16 protein-coding genes are annotated in these 21491 nt (G+C 35.4%); 8 read left to right on the top strand and 8 right to left on the bottom strand.

Annotated elements, in window-relative coordinates; translation table 11 throughout:
* The first annotated feature begins 230 nt into the window (after window positions 1-230).
* The 4 genes from ACE01P_RS18935 (at window position 231) to ACE01P_RS18920 (ending at window position 6834) form a co-directional block, all read left to right on the top strand.
* The gene (locus ACE01P_RS18935; RefSeq protein WP_379700583.1) at window positions 231-1391 is read left to right on the top strand and encodes an efflux RND transporter periplasmic adaptor subunit; all 1161 of its coding nucleotides are present in this window, start codon (window positions 231-233) and stop codon (window positions 1389-1391) included.
* Window positions 1392-1396: 5 nt separating this feature from the next.
* Window positions 1397-4564, top strand: a complete 3168-nt coding sequence (locus ACE01P_RS18930) for an efflux RND transporter permease subunit (RefSeq protein WP_379700582.1) — start codon at window positions 1397-1399, stop codon at window positions 4562-4564.
* Window positions 4565-4582: 18 nt separating this feature from the next.
* Window positions 4583-5989 carry an efflux transporter outer membrane subunit gene (locus ACE01P_RS18925; RefSeq protein ID WP_379700580.1) on the top strand — a complete coding sequence of 469 codons (1407 nt, stop codon included), beginning with the start codon at window positions 4583-4585 and terminating at the stop codon, window positions 5987-5989.
* A gap of 350 nt (window positions 5990-6339) precedes the next feature.
* On the top strand, window positions 6340-6834 hold the full coding sequence (locus ACE01P_RS18920) for a hypothetical protein (protein WP_379700579.1): 495 nt from the start codon (window positions 6340-6342) through the stop codon (window positions 6832-6834).
* A gap of 355 nt (window positions 6835-7189) precedes the next feature.
* Here ACE01P_RS18920 and fucP read toward each other — a convergent pair whose 3' ends face one another.
* From fucP to ACE01P_RS18885, 7 genes are all read right to left on the bottom strand, one after another.
* Entirely contained in the window at window positions 7190-8494 is a 1305-nt protein-coding gene (fucP, locus tag ACE01P_RS18915; protein WP_379700577.1) for an L-fucose:H+ symporter permease, read from the bottom strand.
* Window positions 8495-8681: 187 nt separating this feature from the next.
* Window positions 8682-9122: a MaoC/PaaZ C-terminal domain-containing protein gene (locus tag ACE01P_RS18910; RefSeq protein ID WP_379700576.1), complete on the bottom strand. Its 441-nt coding sequence runs from the start codon at window positions 9120-9122 to the stop codon at window positions 8682-8684.
* 110 nt (window positions 9123-9232) lie between these two features.
* Entirely contained in the window at window positions 9233-10306 is a 1074-nt protein-coding gene (locus ACE01P_RS18905; protein ID WP_379700575.1) for a Gfo/Idh/MocA family oxidoreductase, read from the bottom strand.
* 2 nt (window positions 10307-10308) lie between these two features.
* Entirely contained in the window at window positions 10309-11532 is a 1224-nt protein-coding gene (locus ACE01P_RS18900; RefSeq protein ID WP_379700573.1) for an extracellular solute-binding protein, read from the bottom strand.
* A 2-nt stretch (window positions 11533-11534) separates the two neighbouring features.
* Window positions 11535-12674, bottom strand: coding sequence for a CaiB/BaiF CoA transferase family protein (locus ACE01P_RS18895; RefSeq protein WP_379700571.1), 1140 nt, complete (start codon window positions 12672-12674; stop codon window positions 11535-11537).
* Window positions 12675-12845: 171 nt separating this feature from the next.
* Complete coding sequence (locus ACE01P_RS18890; protein ID WP_379700570.1) at window positions 12846-13988, bottom strand: CaiB/BaiF CoA transferase family protein; 1143 nt, start codon at window positions 13986-13988, stop codon at window positions 12846-12848.
* On the bottom strand, window positions 13985-15133 hold the full coding sequence (locus ACE01P_RS18885) for an ABC transporter substrate-binding protein (protein WP_379700568.1): 1149 nt from the start codon (window positions 15131-15133) through the stop codon (window positions 13985-13987). The genes ACE01P_RS18890 and ACE01P_RS18885 overlap by 4 nt, the downstream gene beginning before the upstream one ends.
* Before the next feature lie 365 nt (window positions 15134-15498).
* Here ACE01P_RS18885 and ACE01P_RS18880 point away from each other — a divergent pair, with 365 nt between their 5' ends.
* From ACE01P_RS18880 to ACE01P_RS18865, 4 genes are all read left to right on the top strand, one after another.
* Window positions 15499-16353, top strand: a complete 855-nt coding sequence (locus tag ACE01P_RS18880; protein ID WP_379700566.1) for a fumarylacetoacetate hydrolase family protein — start codon at window positions 15499-15501, stop codon at window positions 16351-16353.
* An 18-nt stretch (window positions 16354-16371) separates the two neighbouring features.
* Window positions 16372-17385, top strand: coding sequence for a zinc-binding alcohol dehydrogenase family protein (locus ACE01P_RS18875; RefSeq protein ID WP_379700564.1), 1014 nt, complete (start codon window positions 16372-16374; stop codon window positions 17383-17385).
* A gap of 315 nt (window positions 17386-17700) precedes the next feature.
* Window positions 17701-18498, top strand: a complete 798-nt coding sequence (locus ACE01P_RS18870) for an SDR family oxidoreductase (protein ID WP_379700563.1) — start codon at window positions 17701-17703, stop codon at window positions 18496-18498.
* Window positions 18499-18504: 6 nt separating this feature from the next.
* On the top strand, window positions 18505-19335 hold the full coding sequence (locus ACE01P_RS18865) for an amidohydrolase family protein (protein ID WP_379700561.1): 831 nt from the start codon (window positions 18505-18507) through the stop codon (window positions 19333-19335).
* Between the two features lie 166 nt (window positions 19336-19501).
* Here the strand turns inward: ACE01P_RS18865 and ACE01P_RS18860 are convergent, their stop codons facing one another.
* Window positions 19502-21172, bottom strand: coding sequence for a glycoside hydrolase family 28 protein (locus tag ACE01P_RS18860; protein WP_379700559.1), 1671 nt, complete (start codon window positions 21170-21172; stop codon window positions 19502-19504).
* Window positions 21173-21491 lie beyond the last annotated feature (319 nt).

Here is a 21491-nt window from a genome sequence, read left to right as displayed (position 1 = left end):
ATTTGAATATAAAAATTAGGCAATCGCTAAACCCCGTTTTAGAGTCTCTAAAAAGCATTTTAGAACCGACGGGACAAAAATTAAACACTTGTTTAATATTTAAAAAAAATCCGTCGGTTCTCATCTTGCCTTTATCGATTCTGTTTCGCTCTTCGTCTATTTGAAAATTTTTGTGTGTTATATTTTAGTTCTTTTGTTGTCATATAATAGATAATCACACATTTTTCAAGATGAATAAGCAATCATTTTTAAGCATTCTTGCAGCATCACTTATTATCGCTTCTTGCGGTAAAAATGATAAATCGGCACAGGCCGGAGGAGCTCCGCAGATTAAAGAATATAAGACTGTTACCTTACAGCCAGAATCAGCTACGTTAAACAGCGATTTTCCGGCTAGTATTCAAGGACAGCAAAATATAGAAATTCGTCCAAGAGTTGAAGGTTACATTGACAAGATTTTTGTTGATGAGGGAGCAGTTGTAAAAGCTGGTCAGCCATTATTTAAGATTAGTGCTCCAGAATATGAGCAGCAAGTTCGTACTGCAACAGCAAGCATCAAAAGCGCTCAAGCTGAAGTAAGTTCTGCAAAATTGGCTGTAAATAAAGTAAAACCTTTAGTTGAAAAAGGAATTATCAGTAAATACGATTTAGAATCAGCACAATTTACTTATGAGTCAGCAATGGCTTCTTTAGCGCAAGCAAACGCAGCTTTAGTAAATGCTAAAACTAATTTAGGATATACTACAGTTACAAGTCCTGTAAATGGAGTTGTTGGTTCAATTCCGTTTCGTTTAGGAAGTTTGGTAAGCTCAAATAATGCTGATCCGTTAACAACAGTTTCTAGCATTGGAAACGTTTATGCTTATTTTGCAATGAACGAAAAAATGCTATTGAACTTTACGCAAAGCAATACTACAGGAGCTTCTTTAGCCCAGAAAATCAAAAGCATGCCAGCAGTTTCGTTATTGCTTTCTGATGGGTCGACTTACGATCAAAAAGGAAATATTGAGACTGTAAACGGATTAATCAATACAGAAACAGGTACTGTAAATGTGAGAGCACGTTTCCCTAACTCAAAAGGAATTATCAGAAGCGGAAGCAGCACTACAGTTAGAATTCCGAACGAAGTTAAAAATTCAATTATAGTTCCTCAAAGCGCAACATTCGAACTTCAAGATAAAATTTTCGCAGTAGTTGTTGGTAAAGACGGAAAAACTAAAAATGCAAATATCACAGTTCTAGACAATTCTGCAGGTAATTATTATGTAGTTACAAGCGGTTTAAATGCTGGAGATCAAATTGTATTAGAAGGAGTAGCCTCTTTAAAAGAAGGAACTGAAATAAAAGCCCAAAATCAAAGCCCAGAAACAGTTTACGCCGATTTAAAATAAAAAAAATGTTTAAAAAATTTATACAAAGACCCGTACTCTCAACGGTAATATCTGTTATTATCGTTATTTTAGGTGTTTTAGGCCTAATTGAGTTACCGATATCGCAGTATCCAGATATTGCGCCTCCAACAGTAAACGTCGCGGCAAGTTATACAGGTGCCAATGCCGACGTGGTACTGAAAAGTATCGTAATTCCGTTGGAAGAACAAATTAATGGTGTAGAAAACATGACTTACATGACTTCTACAGCAACAAATGACGGAAATGCGTCTATCAAAATTTTCTTTAAAGTAGGAACAAACCCAGACTTAGCAGCGGTAAACGTTCAGAACAGAGTTTCTAGAGCAACAAGTTTATTGCCTGTAGAGGTTACTCAGGCTGGGGTTACCGTTACGAAAAGTCAGAGTAGTAACTTGTTGATTTTCTCTTTATATAGTGATGATAAAGCTTACGATCAGACGTTTCTTCAGAATTATGCGAAGATCAACCTTGTACCGCAAATTCAGCGTGTAGTTGGGGTGGGAGATGTAACCGTTTTTGGTGCAAAAGATTACTCTATGAGAATCTGGCTGAAACCAGACGTTATGCAACAATACAAATTGATTCCGAGTGATATTTCGGCTGCTTTAGCAGAACAGAATATCGAAGCTGCGCCAGGTAAATTTGGTGAAAATGGAGATCAAGCTTTTCAATATGTAATTAAATACAAAGGACGTTTAACAAGCGCTCAAGAATTTGAGGAAATTGTAATTAAGTCTGTTGGAAATGGACAAATGCTTCGACTTAAAGATGTTGCTAAAGTTGAATTAGGATCTTTAAGTTATGCTTCTACAATTAAAACAAACGGTGTAGAATCTGCAGCGATGGCAATTAGCCAGACTCCGGGATCTAATGCGCGTGACGTAATCAACAATTCTAAAAAATTGATTGAAGAAGCGGCGAAGAATTTCCCAAAAGGAGTTAAATATACCACAATGGTTGACGTTAACGACAACTTGGATGCTTCGATTGAAAAGGTAATTCATACTTTGATAGAAGCCTTTATTCTGGTTTTCATCGTAGTATTTATTTTCCTTCAAGATTTTAGATCGACTTTAATTCCAGCAATTGCGGTTCCGGTTGCAATTGTGGGTACATTCTTCTTCCTGAATTTATTCGGTTTTACGATTAACTTATTGACGCTTTTCGCGATGGTTCTGGCGATTGGTATTGTGGTCGATGATGCGATTGTGGTTGTGGAGGCGGTTCACGCCAAACTCGATCATGGCTATAAATCGGCTAAAAAAGCGACAATTCATGCGATGGATGAAATTTCGGGAGCGATTATTTCGATTACATTAGTAATGGCTGCGGTATTTATTCCAGTAACTTTTATTGGAGGATCTACAGGGGTTTTCTACAAGCAGTTTGGTATTACGCTTGCGGTTGCGATTATTCTTTCGGCAGTAAACGCCTTGACTTTGAGTCCAGCATTATGTGCTCTTTTATTGAAACCGCACGCAGACGATCATAAACATAAAAGCTATTTACAACGTTTTTACACTTCATTTAACGTAGCATTCGATAATGTTACAGCAAGATACAAACGTTCTGTAAGTTTCCTTTCTGCAAAAAAATGGATTGCAGTAGCTTCAATTGTAATTGCTGGTATCGCATTAGTTTATATGATGAAAACTACGCCTTCAGCTTTCGTACCTTCTGAAGATCAAGGAACCGTTTTCGCTAATATTAGTTTGCCACCATCAGCTTCTATGGAACGTTCTGATGTTATTGCCAAAAGAGTAGATAGTATTGCAAAGACAATTCCTGGAGTTAAAAATACGCTGCGTATTGTTGGACAAAACTTTACAGCGGGTGCGGGTAGTGCTTACAGTATGGTTATTGTGAAATTGAAACCTTGGGATGAACGTGATTTAAGCGTTGATGATGTAATCGGACAGCTTTTCGCTAAAACAAGCGGAATTCGTGAAGCGAGTATTTTCTTTATTTCGCCACCAACGATTCAAGGTTTTGGGCAAAGTGGTGGATTCGAATTCCAATTGCAAGATAAAGGAGGTCATACAACCGCTGAATTTTATAAAGTAAATAATGAATTCTTAGCCAAATTATCAGAGCGTCCAGAAATTCAATACGCTACAACGCCATTTAACCCTGGTTTCCCTCAATATATGATGGATATCAATTTAGCGAAAGCGAAAGATGCAGGAGTTTCGGTAAACACGATTTTATCGACAATGCAAGGATATTATGGTGGATTATATGCTTCGAACTTCAATAAATTCGGTAAACAATATCGTGTAATGATTCAGGCTTCTCCAGAGTTTAGAACGAACACACAAGGATTAAATAAAATCTTTGTTCGTAACAGTGCTGGAAACATGGCGCCAATTACAGAGTTTGTAAAAATGACGAGAGTTTTTGGTCCAGAATCTATTTCAAGATTTAACTTGTTTACTTCGATTTCGATTACAGGAGCGCCAAAACCAGGCTTTAGTTCTGGAGACGCAATTAAAGCAATTCAAGAAGTAGCTGCAGAAAATCTTCCTGCAGGTTACGGTTACGAATTCTCAGGTTTAACGCGTGAGGAATTAGCATCAGGAAGTGAGACGATTTTCATTTTCATCTTGTGTTTAGTATTCGTTTATTTCTTGTTAAGTGCGCAATATGAAAGTTATATTTTACCATTTGCAGTATTATTCTCAATTCCGTTTGGATTGGCGGGAGCGTATTTGTTCTCGATTATTTTCAAATTGAACAGTAATATTTACTTGCAGATTTCCTTAATCATGTTGATCGGACTTCTTGCGAAGAACGGTATTTTGATTGTCGAATTTGCCTTAGACAGAAGAAGAAAAGGACTTCCAATTTTGCAATCAGCAATTGATGGAGCTGTAGCACGTTTACGACCTATTTTGATGACTTCGTTTGCCTTTATTTTAGGATTAGTTCCGCTGATGTTTGCTACAGGAGCGGGTGCGGTTGGTAACAGATCGATTGGTACTGGAGCCGTAGGAGGTATGTTAATCGGTACAATTTTAGGGGTTTTCGTAATTCCGGTATTGTTTATCATTTTCCAGACTTTACAAGAAAGAATAAGTGGTCCGGCGAAAGATGGTTATGATGAAGACGATGATGAAGACGAAATTCATTTAATAGAAGCTCACAAAGAGTAAAATTTAATTACAACAAAGATGACGAATAGTTCAAATAAATATATTCTACTGGTAATGACAGCCGCACTGATTAGTGCGTGCTCTGTTACCAAGAAATACGAACGTCCCACTACTTTAAAAACCGATCAATTGTACCGTGATGAGTCTTCTACAGATTCGACTACAATTGCAGATATGCCTTGGAATACTGTTTTTAAAGATGAAAAACTAAATGCTTTAATTCAAAAAGGATTAGATCAGAATCTGAACTTGAAAAATGCGATTGAGAATATTGTACAAGCAAGAGCTTCTCTGCGTCAGAGCAAATTAGCTTATTATCCTTCATTGCAATTAGACGCGAATGTAACGCATAACAAGCAGTCTCAGGCAGGATTAAACTTTCCGGCAGGAATCAACATTAACACTTTAACAACAACTTATAAGTTGGGTGTAAGCACTTCTTGGGAAATCGATGTTTGGGGGAAATTAAGTAGTTCTAAAAGAGCCGCTTTGGCAACTTATTTAGCTTCTGATGCTGCTAAACAAGCCGTTCAAACGCAATTGATTGCTGATATTGCGAATAATTATTTCTTGTTGTTAGCATATGATAAACAACTTGAAATTACAGAACAAACTTTAAAAAGCCGTATCGAAAATGTGGCAACTATTAAAGAGTTAAAAGAAGGTGCAATTGTAACCGGTGCAGCTGTTGTTCAAAGTGAAGCCAATCAGCATGCGGCAGAAGTTTTAATTCCAGATTTGAAGCAAAACATCCGTGAGGCAGAAAACGCTTTAAACATTTTGTTAGGACAAGCGCCTGGACCAATCGATAGAGGTGTTTTAGGAACGCAGATTATTCCTGAAAAAATTGCAATCGGAATGCCAGCTCAATTGTTAAATAATCGTCCAGATGTCCGTCAAGCGGAATTTAACTTCAGAGTGGCTTTCGAATCTACAAATTTGGCTAAAACGTATTTCTATCCAAGTTTGACGCTTACAGCAAGCACAGGATTCTCAAATTTAGAGTTAAACGATTTCTTCAGCCATTCGATTTTTTATTCGATTATTGGAGGATTGACACAGCCTTTATTCAATAATGGTTTGAATAAAATGAGATTGACAACAGCGCAATCACAACAATTGCAAGCATATAATAGTTTCCAGCAAAGTCTTCTAGTGGCAGGTCAGGAAGTTTCAAATGCTTTGTATTCGTACCAAATGGCTGTTGAAAAAGAAGATTCGAGAGCGAAACAAATTGCAGCATTAGAAAAAGCAGTAGACTTTACTCAAGAACTTCTAGAATATAGTTCAGCAACAAATTATACAGACGTATTAACATCTGAACAAAACCTTTTGGCAGCGCAATTAAGTGGAGTAGCAGATAATTTGCAGAAACTACAAGCTGTTATTAATTTGTACAGAGCATTAGGTGGAGGTTGGAAATAATATCCTGATTGGCTAAAATTGTGCGTTTGTCGCTACAAATATGCTTTTGGTCTAAATTATATTTTAAATCACAACAATGTATTTACCTTTGAATCATTCAAACGAATACGACAGATTTGTGAGTTAGTAGCCGTTCCACATAGATAATACTGCGCAAAGTATAATCGATAAATAAAACATGACACTAAAACGCCCCAGAAATGGGGCGTTTTTCATTTTAATCTCTATCGTTTAAAAAAGCCTTTTCGTCGATTAGTTTGGTACCTTTGTATAATGAATGTTGAAACCACTAACATTTGGCACTACTTTCGATTAATATCTACTAAAATTAACATTTAAATTCTAAAGACATGAAAAAGTTAGTATTCGCCTCAGTGCTTTTTATGAGTGTATTTTTTGCTCATGCGCAAGTATCAGTAAATGTAAACATTGGAACTCCACCAAATTGGGGACCACAGGGTTATGACGACAATAGATATTACTATTTACCTGATATTGATGTATATTATGATGTAAATCAAAGCGTATTTATCTACGATAACGGTGGAAAATGGATGCGTGAAAAAAGACTTCCATCAAAATACAGACAATATGATTTGTACTCTGGCTACAAAGTAGTTTTGACTGATTACAGAGGAGATGCTCCTTATAATTATCATACGAAACACAGAGCAAGTTATCCGAAAGGTTACGTTGGAAAACCTCAAAAAAATAGAGGAGAAAAACCTAAAGGAAACAACGGAAATCATTACGGAAATGATAAAGGAAATAGTGGTAACAATGGCAAGAATAAAGGAAATAAGTCAGACAAAAACCACGATCACTCTAATGGAAAACACCATTAATTCTAAACATGACTAAAAAGAAACGCCTCCAATTGGAGGCGTTTTTTGTTGTTTTATAGTTTTAGCCACGAATTACACGAATTATGCTAATTTTTTATAAAATTAATGTAATCGCTTAGCCTGTTTTTTTATTGCTCGGGTTGTGGCTAAAAATAGTAAATGAATTGCCTCCAGCTTTAGCAGGAGGTAAAAAGGTCTTGCATTTATTAGGCTTTAGCCAAATTAAGCGTAAAGTTTGGCTAAAGCCTTTGTTGACTATAAACAAAAAACCTCCAGCTAAAGCTGGAGGCAATTGATATTTAGTATTTATTAAAAATAAATTTGTGCCAATTCGTGTAATTCGTGGCTAAAAAAACTATTCTGAAACTGTTTTCACTTTGTGGCCAATCGCTCCAAAAGAAAGAATGATCAAAAAGCAGATTAACGGAATAATATATCCTGACTGAATATCATCATGATTCATATCGATTAAAGTTCCCATTCCGTAAGGAATAATCGCTCCACCAACAATTGACATAACCAACCAAGAAGAACCTGTTTCTGTATTCGATTTTAAGCCTTTAATTCCTAAAGAGAAAATAGTTGGGAACATAATAGACATAAAGAATCCGATTCCGCCAAGTGCATAAATTACTACGATTCCAGATCCGTAAATTGCCACTAGACATAATAAAACGCTCATAATGCAATAGATTGAAAGCAAAACATAATCTTTTACAAAACGTAAAAAGAATGTCCCGATAAAACGTCCTGCCATAAAAAGGAAACCGTAAATTCCTAAATAATATCCTGCTGTTTTTTCGTCTAATCCAGCACCTTGTTGTGCAATTCTAATAAAGAAACTTGTAATGCAAACTTGTGCACCAACATAGAAAAACTGCGCTACAACTCCCCAGCTTAAATGTCTGAATTTTAAAACAGAGAAAAATCCAGGCTTAATTTCAGCTTCAGAATGAGTAGCTTTCATTGAAGGCAATTGTACAAAATAGAATATAATAGCAACCAAAACTAAAATGCTACCTAATACGATATAAGGCATTTTTACAGATGCTGCTTCGCCTAGTAAATAAGCTGCTTTTTCTGCTTCTGGCATTGCAGCCATTTGTTCTGGTGTATGGTTTGTTCCTGAAAGAATAAATAAAGAACCCACAATTGGCGCTACCATAGCCGCTAATCCGTTGAAAGAAGCAGCTAAATTCAATCTTTTTGACGAAGATTCAGCTGGCCCTAAAATCGCTGCGTATGGATTGGCACTGGTTTCTAAAATCGTTAATCCACAACCAATTACAAATAAGGCGAATAAGAATAACTCATAAGTTCTAGTATTAGCCGCAGGAACGAATAGAAATGCTCCAATTGCAAAAACTAATAAACCTGTGATAATACTGTTTTTGTAACCAAATCTTTTAATCAGCATTCCCGCTGGAATTGCCATAATAAAATAAGCAAAAAATACAGAAGTATCGATAAGAGTAGATTGTCGATTGTTTAATTCGCACGCTTTTTTTAAGTGCGGAATCAAAACAGAATCAAGATTGTGGGCCATTCCCCACAGAAAAAATAGGCATGTAACTAAAATAAAAGGCAGCAGATATTGTTTCTGATTTCCGCCTTCTGTCGGCACTTCGTGTTGATCGCCAGCTTGGTTTGTAATTTGCATTGTGTTGATAGTTTTTTTTAGGTTCAAAGTGACAAAGTAACAAAGGTTCAAAGTGTAGAAACCTGTATTGCTTTGTATTTATTTTTTGTTTTATTTTTTCAAGTTTAAGTGACAAAAAGAATATGTTCAAAGTAGAGAAACCTTTGTCCCTCTGTAACTTTGTCCCTTTGCCCCTTAAAGAAAAAGTTTACTTTTTCTTGACAAAAAGCAAGTGATCACAAACCAAAACAACTTCTCCGCGTTGGTTAATGATTTCCACATGTTCTGTAACAGCACCCAATTCAGGGTTTTTAGCTTCGCCTTTTTCAGAAATCGTAATTTCAGAATGGATTGTATCGCCAATATGAACTGGTTTTACAAAACGCATTCTATCATAACCTCTAGAAAAAGCTTCTGGATTTATTTCTGATGCCGTTAAACCGATTCCAATACTGAAAACCATGGTTCCGTGCGCAATTCTTTGTCCGAAAGGTTGTGTTTTACACCATTCTTCATCCATATGGTGCGGGAAGAAATCTCCCGTATGTCCAGCATGAACCACAAAATCTGTTTCTGTGATTGTTCTGCCGACAGTTACTCGTTTATCGTCGATGGTGTAATCTTCGAAAAAAGTCGATTTAAAATACATAATTTAATTACTTTTTATTCGTCAAACTCTTTCAAATGAATGTCAAAATAACGCTTGTTTTGAAGAGGACTTAAATATTTGTTTTTTGGTTTTGAAATATAGTGTTTTAATTACACTTCATCAAAAGAAATTCCGCCATTTTTACTGCTGATGTAGCAAGCTTCCACAACTTTCATTGTACCCAAGACATCTTGAACACTTGCTGATAATATCGAGTCAGAACCTTCTTTAAAACGCATCAGATTAGACATTGCACCAATAAAAGCTTCTGGAAACCATGAACCTTCTAGTTTAACTTCTGTCCATTCGTACTCCGTCTCGCCTTCTTTTTTAGGCAAAGCATATTCAAAAACGTCAGGAAGACCATCAGGATAGTTCATCAACAAGCCCATTTTTGCTTTAACCGCGCCTTTTGTTCCTTCCCATTTGATGTAACTTTCTTCGTGTTTTGGACCAAAATGATGATCGTGGTTTGTATTAATCACCACATGCATATCTTCGCCATAATCTAAAATAATCGTAGATCGGCTAGAAGATAATTTTTTAAGCGGATGTTTCGCCGTTTTCGCCATTACACCTTTTGGATTTCCTAAGAAAGAACGAATGCAATCAATGTAATGAACGCTATGAAAAAGAATCTCCAATCTTGGATGTTCTTTAATTAGCGGAAACAATTCCCAAGGCGTATTTACAGTCACTTTAAATTCAAAATCATATAACTGACCCAAAATTCCTTCGTTGATTAAATAACGAGCAGCACTTACAAACGAAGCAAAGCGCAATTGAAAGTTAATCGCAGCAACTAGATTTTTTCTTTCGCAAACCGCTACAATTTCACGTGCCTGAGATAAATCATTACCCATTGGTTTCTGAATCAAAACAGCAGCTCCGTCAGGCAATTGTTCTAAAATTTCGATGTATTGATCAGGCAAAACCGTAATGTCGTAAACAGCATTTGAAGGCGCATTTTTAACGGCATCGGCAACACTTTCAAAAACATGATCGATTTTGAATTCTTTTTGTAAATCGTATGCTTTTGAAATCGTTCTATTGGTAATACCAAAAACTTTAAAACCAGCCATTTCGTAAGCAGGAAGATGCGCGTCTTTTACAATTCCGCTTGCACCGATGATGATGATAGGCTGTTCTGTTTCAGGTAATAAAGGTTTATATGGAATATTCATATCTATTCTATTTTTTGAATATTAATTTGTGTCTCTTCTAATAATTGTGCCGAAGGAATATCGCTATTAATAGCTTTTAAAACCATGTGATCGATAAATTCGCAAACCTTTGGCCAGATTGGAGTTTGTGGTAAGGTCAAAGCATTTTCGTGCAGCATTTCCAATTTATGATAAAACGGAATCAACGTATTGATTTCCTCATCTTTCCAAGTTGATTTTCTGCAGCCAATTCCGCCTTCTTTAGTCAGCAATTTGTCACTTTCGGCAGTCGTTGCAAAACGTAAAAAATCGTAAGCCAGTTTTTTATGTTTACTTCCAGAACCAATTGTATACAACCAATACACATTCAAAGAAGCCGTTTTATGATTTGGATCGGATGGAAGAGAAGTAATGTCGATTTTACCTTTTACTTTCGATTCTTCGATAACTTCCGCCATCGAAGCAAATCCGAACCAATTGATTGCCATTGCCGCTTGTCCATCGGCGAAAACCAAACCAGCTTCAACCGAACCAAATTCTCTAGATTTTGGATGAACAGCATTTTTGTCATTGACTATTTTTCTGTAAAAATCTAAAGCTTGAATGCCAGCTTCACTATTAATACAAATCTGATTTTTATTATTAATTAAAGAACCACCGCGCGTCCATAATTGTAGGCAGAAGTCAAAAACCATATTGTGTCCGTCTGGATAATTGGCGAAGATACAGCCATATAAATTTTCTTCTGGTCGATTGAAAAAAGTAGCAATATCAACAAATTCTTGCCAAGTTTTTGGCGTAGAAAGTTCGTAACCAAATTGTTTTTTGAAATTCTCTTTTTCTGTTTTGTTTTCGAATAAATCTTTTCTGTAAATCAAACATTCAGGCCCGTCGTGAAAAGGAAGTCCGTACGTTCCGTTATCTAGCTTTTGCAGATGCAGAAGCGATTTATGCCAGCCATAAGGATAATTTTCTGGCGGATTTTCTGCTATAAAAGGATATAAATCTTGAACCGCTTTTTCGTGTACAGCATCAAAAATCCAGTCGGTGTTGATGTGCGCAATATCCCATTTTCCTTCTTTTAAGCCTTTTTTAGAAATCGTGGTTTCATACAATTCATGAAGTTCCATCGGAATCATTTCGGCTTCAGCTTGAATGTTGTTTTGAAGGCAGAAAGCATCCCACAACTTTTGCAATGTACTTTCGAAGGGATCGAATTTTCGAACGGCGATTCTAATTTTGTCCATATTTAGCAGTCTATAAATTCTTTAATAATACGTTCATTATCCTGGCCTAATTTTGGCGAACCTTTTCCAGAGGTCAAATATTCGCCATCAATTTTTATCGGACAGCGCGTAGTTTTATAACTGTAGCCATCTAGCATTTCTACTTGTTGGGTGAAATTCAAAATTTTAAATCCGTCTTCTTCAAAAAGCTGTTGATAGTTTAAAACTCCCGCACACCAAATGTCTGCTGGTTCTAAAATATCCAGCCAAAATTTGGTTTCCTGCGTTTGCAAATGATCTGCCAAGATGTTTTTAATCTCGTCTCTAAGCGTGAATTTATTCTCAGGAAATTGTAATAATGCATCACATTTTAGCAAAGAAGCTAAAACAATAATTGATCCCATAGCTAAAGCTAAATAGCCATTTTTGGTTTTGTAAATTCCGTATGGCGCGCCTAAATAAGTGTGTGCGTTGTTGGTTTTCGTTCGAACAGGCAATTCACCACCATCATTGAAAAATGTAGTAATGGTTTCAAACTGAAAATCAAAAGCCGATTCCAACATGCTGACTTGAATTTGCGCTCCAATATTGTGAGTTGCTTTTCTGTATAAAGCAGCCAAGATTCCTTGTGCCAAATGCGCTCCCGCAAGCATGTCTACAATCGACAATCCCATAGGAACGGGGCCATCTTCTTGATTGCCGCTTAACCAAGTTAAAGCCGTTAAAGATTGCAAAAGCAAATCCTGCCCTGGTAAATCTTTCAAATCTGGATGTTCTCCAAAACCCGAAATAGATCCGTAAATCACATTTGGATTAATGTTTTTGACATCTTCATAACTCAAACCAATGCGCTCCATAACTCCAGGTCTGAAATTATGCATGACAACATCGGCTTTTGCTAATAATTTTTTTAATTTTTGAAGTTCTTCTGGCTGTTTAAAATCAATCGCAAAAGATTCTTTGTTTCTGTTGATGGTATGAAAAACAGACGATTCGCCGTTCATAATCAAATCAGAAGTATATAAGGTTCTGCAGATGTCTCCCGTTCCCGGTTTTTCAATTTTTATCACGCGCGCACCCAAATCGGCCAATCGTAAACTGGCTGAAGGTCCCGAAAGAAACTGACTGAAATCTACAATTAAATAATCTTCTAATGGTTTCATATTATGTTTAACCGTTTAATTGGTTAATTGTTTAATCGTTTTATCTAATAATTAAAAATCTAATTTGATCTGCTAAAATCTTTTTAAATCTGCGTGAAATACTTTTTGCGTAAAGATTTTTTCACGCAGATTTATACAGATTGAAGCAGATTTATACAGATTTAACTCAAATTATCGAATAAACTCTTCGTGTATTCTTAAATTATCCTGACCTACTTTTGGAGCTGCTTTTTCGCTTAGTAAAATTTCACCATCCAATTGAATTGGACTTCTGGTTGTAACCAAAGTTTCTCCTTCGGTATTTTTTACGGTTTGTTTCAACTGTAATTCATTTACAAAAGGCTGATTGTCCAATTCTTCGTAATTATAAACTTTACCGCACCAAATGCCTTCTTTCTGTAAAATTTCAATCCAATAATCAGATTTTTGAGTTTTAATTCTTTCGCTTAAAATCGTTCTGATTTCATCACGTTTTTCAAACCACAAATGTTTATCCGCGAAAGCGTTTAAATCCAATCCTAATGTTTTTCCAATGAAAATCAAATCGCCCATGGCAAGAGATAAATAACCATCTTGCGTTTGGTAAACTCCGTAAGGCGCACTTAAAAAAGCATGCGCACTTCCTTTAATATCGCCACGTTCAGGCAATTGACCACCATCGTTTAAGAAAGACGTAATTGCTTCAAACTGTACATCTAAAATCGATTCTAACAAGCTCACTTCTACCAAAACGCCTTTCTTAGTTTTGGCTCTTTTTAAAAGTGCAGCTAAAATTCCTTGTACAAAATGGTTTCCGCACATTAAATCGGCAACCGCCAATCCAAACGGAACTGGGCCCTGACTTTTGCGTCCGCTTAACCAGCTTAAACCAGAAAGCGATTGTAACAATAAATCTTGTCCCGGCTTTTTTGCCCACGGACCTTCATTTCCGTAACCTGTAATCGTTCCGTAAATAATCTGCGGATTTATAGAAAGTGTATTTTCATAATCTAAACCGATTTTCTCCATCACACCAGGTCTGAAATTATGCGTCATAATATCAGCTCTTTCGATTAGTTTTTTAATCAAAACCAAATCGTCTGGATTTTTTAAATCGGCTGCAAAAGATTCTTTATTTCTGTTTATCGTATGAAAAAGCAAACTGCTGTCGTCTACAAATAAATCTTTGATGCTTAATTGTCTACAAGCTTCACCTTTTACAGGACGCTCGATTTTAATGACGCGTGCGCCCAAATCTGCTAGTTTTAAACCAGCAGAAGGTCCAGCCAAAAACTGACAGAATTCCAGAACAATTAGTCCTTCTAAAGGTCTCATATTGTCTGGATTTTTAAAGATTCTGCGTAAAGTCCATTCATTTCTTCTAATACTTTCAATTCGTCTCCACCATTCATCAAATAATTGCGAACCACATCACCCGCATGATCTTGGAAATACATATGACCATAATATCTCGGACGAAGGAAAGCGCGTTCTAAAGCTGGCAATGTGTTTTTGAAATAATCATGCGTTACACCATTAATTCTCTCACTTTTCCAAGCTTGCAAATGTCCTGGCTGACCGCCGTTATCGGTGTAAATATTTTGTTGTACTTGTGAGGAACATGTAAATTCAGCATATTTTATTGCCGTTTCAATATGTTCGCTGAATGAAGAAACAGCCAATCCTGTTCCGCCCAAAGAAGAAATCATCGGATTGTCATTCAAACGCACTAAATCATAAAAATGTAAAAGTTTATTGCTGTAGCCACTTCTAGAATAGTTAGAATAACCGTAAGCAAAAGGGCAGTAGGCAATTTCATCAGAATTTACCATCGCTTCGTAAACTTGAATTGGATTTCTGTTAAAGTTAGCTGGATCAATCAATTGCGCCAATTCTCTAAACATTTGAAGGGCTTTTTTTCCTGTAGTTTCAGAAATCACTTTTTCTTCAGAAAGAAACGGTGCTTCTCCCAAACTGCAGCAAAACATATAAAAACTCATTAAAACATCTACCGGAATTCCGGCGAAAGCCACTAAACCTTTTTTCGCTAAGGCTAATAAATCTTCGTAAGTTTTAGGAACTTCTAAGTTGTTTTTTTCCAAAAGATCCAAGCGGGCAGAAGCAACTGGTGTTGCCGCATCAATAGGAAGCGCCCATAATTTGTCGTGAAAAACATAACTTCCGTATGATTTTCCAACCGTATTAATTTCTTGATCTTTAATATATTCGTTTGATAAATAATCAGATAAAGGAAGAATTGCTTTCGTCTGCGCTCCAAAACCAGTCCAAGGATGATCGATTACCAATAAATCAAATCTTTTGGCTAAGTCTTCGATCGAAGCATCGGCAAATTCTTGTAAACTTCTCTTTTCCCAAGAAATTTCAACTTCTGGATGTAGTTCTGTAAAACGCTGAGATGTGGCAACCATTGGAAGCAAACCTCTTGTGTGGTTCCAAGTTATGCCTTTTAATTTTATCATTTTTATATAGGAATTTTGGGTAGTGAAATCGATTGAAATAATAAATGTAAAAAATACAATTACAAAAGTAGGAATAAGATTCAAATGCGCAAGAAATACAAACTTTATTCAAGAATCTTTTTGCATAATTTGGCATTTAGTGATGTTATTTTTACAAACCATCTAAAAAATGTTATAAAAATTTAAAGTTTGACCACTTTTAGATGAGGAAAATAAAATATATATCGGATATTAATTTTTAAAAGGTATTTTTGTAATTGTGTTTTTTACATTTATTATTTTTGATGCAGCTTTTTTAGCAGATTTTGAAATTAATGGATGCTTGAAAATCTTTAAAAATAAACTAACAATAAAAATATACGATTATGAAATTAATACGTTTTGGAGCAATCGGAAAAGAAAAACCAGGAGTTTTAATTGGAGAAAAGAGATTTGATGTTTCTTCGATTGTTGCTGATTTTAACGAAAGTTTCTTTGAAGAAAATGGATTAGAGAAATTACAAAAAGCTTTAGATAGCAATCCGTCTTTGCCAGAAGTAGATGCTTCGGTACGTTTGGGTTCGCCTGTGGCAAGACCTTCAAAAATTATCTGCATTGGATTGAATTATATTGATCACTGTAAAGAAACAAACGCTCCGATTCCGACAGAACCTATTATTTTCTTTAAATCTACGACTTCTTTGTGCGGTCCAGACGACGATTTGATTATTCCAAAAAACAGTGAAAAAACAGATTGGGAAGTTGAATTGGCTTTCGTTGTTGGAAAAAAAGCGAGTTATGTAGAAGAAACGGAAGCTTTAGATTATGTTGCTGGATATGCTTTATTGAATGATTACAGCGAAAGAGCTTTTCAGTTAGAGCGCGGCGGACAATGGGCAAAAGGAAAAGGAAGCGACACTTTTGCGCCTCTTGGACCTTTTTTGGCAACAAAAGATGAAATCGCAGATGTTGACAATTTAAAAATGTGGCTGACGGTAAACGGTAAAAAATACCAAGACAGTAACACGCTAAATTTAGTTTTTAAAATTCCTTATTTGTTGCATTATTTAAGCCAGTTTATGACATTGCTTCCTGGCGATATTATCAGCACAGGAACACCTCCGGGGGTTGGTTTAGGAATCAAACCAGATCCGATTTATATTAAAGCGGGAGATGTTGTAGAATTAGGAATTGAAGGTTTAGGAACGAGCAAACAGAAAGCTGTTGCGTATCAAAAATAAAAATTAAGAAAGTATAAAATGAAATATATTGTTTGCGAAAAACCGCAGGAATTTCTATTGAAAGAAACGAATATTCCAGAACCAAAAGAAGGTGAAGTTTTATTAAAAATTAAAAGAATCGGTATCTGCGGAACTGATATTCACGCTTTTGGCGGAACTCAGCCTTATTTTGAATATCCTAGAATTTTGGGGCACGAATTGGCTGCAGAATATGTAAAAGGAAATGCAGCAGGTTTTAAACCTGGAGATAAAGTAACTTTTATTCCGTATTTCAATTGCGGAAAATGCGTTGCTTGTAGAAACGGTTTGACAAACTGCTGTGTCAATATTAAAGTTTTTGGTGTGCATATCGATGGTGGAATGGCTGAATATGTTTCGATTCCAGAACAATATTTATTGCACGGTCAAGGTTTAGATTATGATGAATTGGCTTTGGTTGAGCCTTTGGCAATTGCAGCGCATGGCGTTAGAAGAGCGGCTGTAAAAGCTACAGATACGGTTTTGGTAATGGGAGCAGGGCCAATCGGAATTGGTTTGATTCAGTTTGCTAAAATTGCTGGAGCGAAAGTAATCGTAATGGATATCAACGATTACAGATTGAATTTCTGTAAAGAACAATTGCAAGCAGATGAAACTATTAATCCATTAAATGATGATGTTGCTGAAAAATTGGCTGAATTGACTAATGGCGATATGGCAAATGTAGTAATTGATGCGACTGGAAATCAGAAAGTGATGAATAGTGCTTTTAATTATATTTCGCACGGCGGAAGATTTGTTTTGGTTGGACTTCAAAAAGGGGAATTAAGTTTTAGTCATCCAGATTTCCACAAAAGAGAATCGACTTTAATGAGCAGTAGAAATGCAACTATTGAAGATTTCGAATATGTAATGAAATGTTTGAAAGAGGGAAAAATAGATCCTAAAAAATACATTACACATAGAACGAGTTTTTCTGAAATGATTAATGATTTCAGGAATCTAATTGATCCTAAAAATAATGTGATCAAAGCTTTAATTGAGATTGAGTAAAAGTATATTATAAAGTACTGTTTGTCATTTCGACGAAGGAGAAATCTCCGTAAGAGACTCTACAAAGATTGGCGAATTTCTAGATGGAGCTACTTGTGGAGATTTCTCCTTCGTCTAAATGACAAAAATCAGTGAAAATTAAACACATAGAAACATAGATTTTTTTGTTTTGCGAAAGAGAATGGAAAGAAACTAGTTTCTAACACATAGAACTATGTGAATTAATGCAAGTGAAACGCCTTTTAAGCGGTTTCAAAAACTATGTTTCTATGTGTTAAAATTTAAGCGTTGCTAATTATTAAATAACCACGAAAAATGGATTTAAACTTAAAAAATAAAATTGTTGTCGTTTCTGGTTCGGCTGGAAAAGAAGGCAGTATTGGAGAAACAATCGTCAACAGATTGGCTGATGAAGGTGCGATTCCGGTTTTGGTTGATCGAAACGCAAGAGGTTTTGAATACGTAGAAAGACTTCAAAAAAGAGGCGTTAATTCTTTATTCGTGCAAACTGACGTAACTGATCCTATTGCAATAGAAAATGCCGTAAAAGTAATCGCAGCGAAATACGGTAGAATTGATGCTATAATCAATAATGTTGGAGTGAATGACGGTGCAGGATTAGATTCTAGCTACGAAGATTTCATGAATTCTTTGAAATTGAACGTGGTAAGTTATTTTCTTTTAGCTAAATATTCGCTTCCTTTCCTAAAAGAATCAAAAGGAAATATCTTAAATATTGGTTCAAAAGTGGCTTTAACAGGGCAGGGTGGAACTTCGGGTTACGCTGCTGCGAAAGGTGGAGTTTTGGGTTTAACAAGAGAATGGGCAGTCGATTTGATTCAGTTTGGAATTCGTTCTAACGCGATTATCATTGCTGAAAGTTATACGCCGGCATACGAAGATTGGATTAAAACATTGCCAGATGGTCAAACAGTTTTGAATAAAATCAATAAAAGTATTCCGCTAGAAAGCAGAATGACGAAAACGGAAGAAATTGCAGATACGGCACTTTTCATCATTTCAGAAAAATCGTCGCATACTACAGGACAATTTGTTTTTGTGGATGGAGGTTACGTACATTTAGACCGCGCATTAATCAGCGATGTTAACTAAGAAATTATGAGTAAAAGAATTGATTCCCATCAGCATTTTTGGAAGTTTGATCCTGTTAGAGATAGCTGGATTGATGAAACGATGCAAAATATTCAGAGAGATTTTCTTCCTGAAGATTTACAACCAATTTTAAAAGAAAATCAATTTGAAGGCTGTGTTGCTGTTCAAGCAAGTCAAACGGAAGAAGAAACACATTTTTTATTGGATTTAGCTTCAAAAAATGATTTCATAAAAGGTGTTGTCGGCTGGATAGATTTGAGAAATGAAAATATTGAAGAACGTCTACAATTCTTTTCTAATAAAAAAAAACTAAAAGGATTTAGACATGTTGTTCAAGGCGAACCAGATGATTTTATGTTTGGAGAGGAATTCAGAAGAGGAATTCAAGCTTTAAAACCATTCGATTATACGTACGATATTTTAATTTTCGAACGTCAATTACCCGCTGCAATTAGTTTGGTAAAAGACTTCCCAAATCAGCGATTTGTGATTGATCATATTGCAAAACCAGATATCAAATCAGGAAGTATTGATTCTTGGAAAAAAGGAATTGAAGAAATCGCAAAATACGATAATGTTTACTGCAAAATCTCAGGAATGGTAACAGAAGCCGACTGGAAAAATTGGAAACCTGAAGATTTAAAACCGTATTTAGATGTAATTTTTGAAAATTTCTCGATAGATAAATTAATGTACGGTTCAGATTGGCCAGTTTTAAACGTTGCTTCCGATTATAATGAAGTGGTAAAAACTTTAGAAGATTATATTGCTGAATTTTCAATCGAAGACCAAAATAAAATTTGGTTTGAAAATGCTAAAACATTTTATAAAATATAGTTTTTTTGAACCATATAAGTGATATAAGTTCAATTTAGCTGTTCTAATTAGTTCTCGCAAAGACGCCAAGTCGCAAAGTTTTATTTTCTTAGCGACTTGGCGGCTTTGCGAGATTTTTTATTCGCATTTAATTAAATGAACTTATATCACTTATATGGTTAAAAAATTAAAACTTCACTGCTTTCTTAGGAACATCTTTTCCGATTGTAGTAGTTTTCGATAAACCACTCAAATCAATATTTTTACTTGCTCCACCATCAATTGTAATGGTATTTGATGAACCAGAATTAAATTCTACACTCTTCAAAGAAAGGTTTTGAACATTGTATATTTCAAATGCATTTTTAGCTTCGATATCTAATTTTACATTGTTGATTTTAATTCCGTTAGCATCAATTATGGAAAAACCTTTTTTTGATTTTGAGATCAAGTTTGAAATCTCAATATTTTCCAAATTCATTTCAGGAAGACCTTGTAAAAACACAGCTTGCTGAGCGCCTCTGATCGTAATATTTTTGATTGAAATATTTTTAAACTGGGGCGTTTCTTCGTTTACAGGAACCAATTTTGTAGTTACCGTATTTCCCCCTTCAGCCAAAGTTTCAGCGATTGATTTCCCTCCATAATACAAATCAAAAGAAATAGCTTGAGACGGAATATCAGTCATATAAACATCAGAAATAAAAATATTTTCTACAACACCGCCGCGTCCGCGTGTGCTTTTGAAACGAAGTCCAACATCAGTTCCCATAAAAGTACAGTTTGAAACGTGCAGATTTTTTACACCTCCAGACATTTCGCTTCCTACTGTAACACCTCCGTGACCGTGATAAACGATATTGTTTTTTACGATGATATTTTCGCAAGGAACACCTCTGTCGCGTCCGTCTTTGTCTTTTCCAGATTTAATGCAAATTGCATCGTCACCAACATCAAAACTTGAATTTTCTATGACAACGTTTTTGCAAGATTCAACATCAAGTCCATCACCATTTTGAGAAAACCACGGATTACGAACTGTTATATTTCGAACAATTAGATCTTCAATTAATAAAGGATGAATATTCCAAGCAGGAGAATTTTGAAAAACTGGTCCGTCAAACATAACTCGTTTACTGTTTTGAATGCTCACTAAAACCGGGCGAAGAAAATCGTGAATTGCTTCAAAATCTTCTTTAGTTTTCAAATCAGGACGTACGTTTTGATCTGCGCCTTTTGCACCTTTTAAATATTGTTCTGAAGGATACCAGTTGTCTTTCTTTTCGTTTAAAACTCCGCCAGAAGCCACAAATTTCTTCCATTGTTCATCTGTCAATTTGCTCTTTTTAACTTGTCTCCAAGCTTCGCCAGAACCATCCCAAACGCCATTTCCAGTAAAAGCTACGTTCTCTAGGTTTTTACCGTAAATAGGAGAGATACAACGCCAAGTATTTAAACCTTCAAAACTAGTTTCGATAATTGGATATAAAGTTTTGTCTGTAGAAAATTTGATCAAAGCTCCTGTTTGAGCGTGAAGTTCAATATTGCTTTTCAAAATAATCGGACCTGTAAGCCAAATTCCAGGTGGAATAATTAATTTTCCGCCTCCCTTTTTAGTAAGAGCATCAATCGCATCTGCAAAAGCTTTGGTGTTTAAAACATAACCACCATTTACTGCTCCGAAATCTTTTAGATTTACTGTGTTAGAAGGAATTACGGGCTCGTTAACTTTTGGCATTTTGAATTCGACATTGGCATAAGTATCGTAAGATGTGCTTTGAGCATTAGCATTTTGTAAACTCATACAAAGGATAATTGCCATTGCAAGAGAAAAAAGATTTAATCGGTTGGTTTTCATTGTTAGTAATTTTTTGGTGTTATTTTTATAGATGTGAAAAATTACTTCTCACATAAATAATAATATTTAAATGTAATCGATTACACAAATCTATTAAAAAAGTTTAAAAGATAGCCACGAATTCACGAATTTTCTTTTTAATACTTTATCTAAAAAATATTATTCGAATTAATTCAAATAAATAATACCAAAGATTTTAAAAATAAATTCGTGAATTCGTGGCTATAAAACCAACTAAACAGGAGGGTACAGGATACATATAACTTTATGTTCAAGTAAATTGGACGAATTATTTGGCAAAAGTGTTAAAAATACATTT

The organism is Flavobacterium sp. HJSW_4 (genome assembly GCF_042436695.1).
Classification (GTDB): domain Bacteria; phylum Bacteroidota; class Bacteroidia; order Flavobacteriales; family Flavobacteriaceae; genus Flavobacterium.
This window is presented reverse-complemented; position numbering and strand designations above follow the sequence as displayed.